This is a genomic window from Streptomyces sp. NPDC090499, assembly GCF_044769305.1.
GTDB lineage: Bacteria > Actinomycetota > Actinomycetes > Streptomycetales > Streptomycetaceae > Streptomyces.
Genome location: NZ_JBIVXP010000052.1, coordinates 1 through 2,177, shown reverse-complemented (window position 1 = coordinate 2,177; position 2,177 = coordinate 1). Strand labels below are relative to the sequence as shown.

General features: G+C 67.0%; 1 protein-coding gene. It reads right to left on the bottom strand.

Annotated features, from left to right (window positions below):
* Positions 1-18: 18 nt before the first annotated feature.
* Complete coding sequence (locus tag ACIQVL_RS51520; protein WP_403479313.1) at positions 19-2,118, bottom strand: ISAzo13 family transposase; 2,100 nt, start codon at positions 2,116-2,118, stop codon at positions 19-21.
* Positions 2,119-2,177: the final 59 nt, after the last annotated feature.

Sequence of the window (2,177 nt, the reverse complement as noted above, 5' to 3'; positions counted from 1 at the left end):
CACAGAAGCCGTAAAGAATCAACTTGTCGGTGTGTTGGTTTGCTCGTCCGTGGCGGCGAGGAGATCGGGGGCGGTGCGGTAGCGGGTGGCAGCCGGGGGTGGGAGGAGTCCGCCTTCTGTAAGCAGGGGCCGGATCTCGCGGACGACGTTCCCGATCGAGGACCTGCTCACGTCCCCCAACGCGTCGGCGAGGACGTCCAGGGTGCACAGTTTCCGCAGGTAGAGCAGGGCGACCACGACGCGCTCTCTGTCACCGAGCTTCTGGGGGAAGACGCCGCCCCGGCTGCCCGGCTGGCGATCGGCGCCCCGGCGCTGGTAGGAGGCTCGTTCGACCTGCGCGAGCTGGCGTGGGGCGAGGCGGCGAGTGAGTGCATCCAGGTCCGTGCGGGACATGCCGGTAAGCCGTGGGTGGGACAGACTCTCCATGATCCGGGTGCGGGGTGGGGTTTTGTCGGTGTCGAGGAAGGACATCAGCGCGTCCGACGTGGTGAACCGGCTGGGGGCGTATCCGGGCTGATGGCCGTGGTCCTCCAGGACCCGGCGGGTCTCGGCGACGAGGTGGCCGATGCATTCCGGAGTGACCTCGAGCATGTCGGCCAGCAGCTTCATCGAGCACACTTGCCGCTGGTAGAGGAGCGTGAGCGTCACACGGGCGCCGTCGTCGAACAGCGGCTTGGCCCGCTGATTGCCGGTGGCGCGCCGGGCCCGGCCACCGCGCTGCTCACTGTAGCGTTCCTGGGACCGGGCGGCCTGCATCGGGGCCAACTCGGCGCATAGATCGCTGAGTTCCGCGCTGCTCAGCCCGGTCAGACGGGGGTCCGTCAGTCGAGTCAGAAGCTCGCAGCGCCGGCCGGAAACGCCGTGCGCCTCGCTGGTGGGCAGAGCCTGCGGCGTGGAGGACTCGGGCAGCAGGGCATAGTTCCACTGACCGTGGACCGCGTGCCGGACCAGCGGCAGCGCGGCGAAGCGGTCTTTGCTGATCGCGATGCCGGTGGGGTAGTCGCCGGGATCCAGATGGGCCTCGACGCGCAGACCGGCCCGGGTCCGAGTGGCGGCGATCGTCTCAATGACGACTTCATGGCTGGTCAACGGCCTGCCACGCCAGCTGTGGGTGATGTGGGAGAACAGCCGGTGCTCGATTTTGTTCCATTTACTTGTGCCTGGAGGAAAGTGACACACCGTGATTGTCAGTCCGGTCTCGGCTGCCAGGGCAGCCAGTTCGCTTTTCCAGACCCGGTAGCGGTAGCCGTTGGAGCCGCCTGCGTCCGAGGTGATCAGCAGCCGTGACGCCTTCGGGTAGTCGAGGCTGCCGCGACAGCGCCACCAGCGGCGGATGGACTCGACCGCGAAGACTGAAGTGTCGTGATCGACACCCACGTTGACCCAGCCGGTGTTGCGGGCGATGTCGTAGATTCCGTACGGGATCGCCTGCTGAACATCCGGGCCACTGAAGAAGAAGTGGTGGTCCTCCACCTCGACCGGCTCGCCCTTGGGACGCCACTCCCGGCCGGCCATCGGCAGCCGTCCGATCTGCTCCCGCTTCTTCGTGTCCACGCTGATCACCGGCTCGCCGTCGCCCTGGTGCTGTTTCACCTGCTCGTTGATGTAGCGGAACTGGGCATCCCGGTCGGGATGTTGGGAGCCCTCAAGGGTCTTCACATTCGCTTGCAGACTGAAGCCCTCCTGCTTGAGCAGCCGCCCCACCGTCGGCGCGGACACCGGGTGCCCCTGCCGGGTCAACTCCTCGGCCAGGTTCCGCAGCGACTTCGTCGTCCACCGCAGCGGTGACATCGGATCACCCCGCTCGTCCGGCTCGACCAGGCCCAACAAGGCTTTGAGCAGGGCGGGATCGTTGGCTTCGGTCCGCTTGCGACCCCCGCCTGGCGCACGCACCCGGCCGCCCGGCAGTGGCCCGGTCCCCGCTTCCAGCTCCAACACTCCACGACGCACGGTCGTCTCGCTGACCTGCGCGATCCTCGCCACCGTCCGTACGCCGCCATGCCCGATCAGCCGGGCCTCGGTAGCCAAGGCCAGACGCCGCTGCCGCTCGTTCAGATGCGGCAACAACACCAAGAACCTGCACTGAAGTTGGGAACAGATGTCCTCCGGAACCGCCATACCCAGACAACGAGCCCGCACCTGTAAAGCAGCACCTTGATTCTTTACGGCTTCACAAG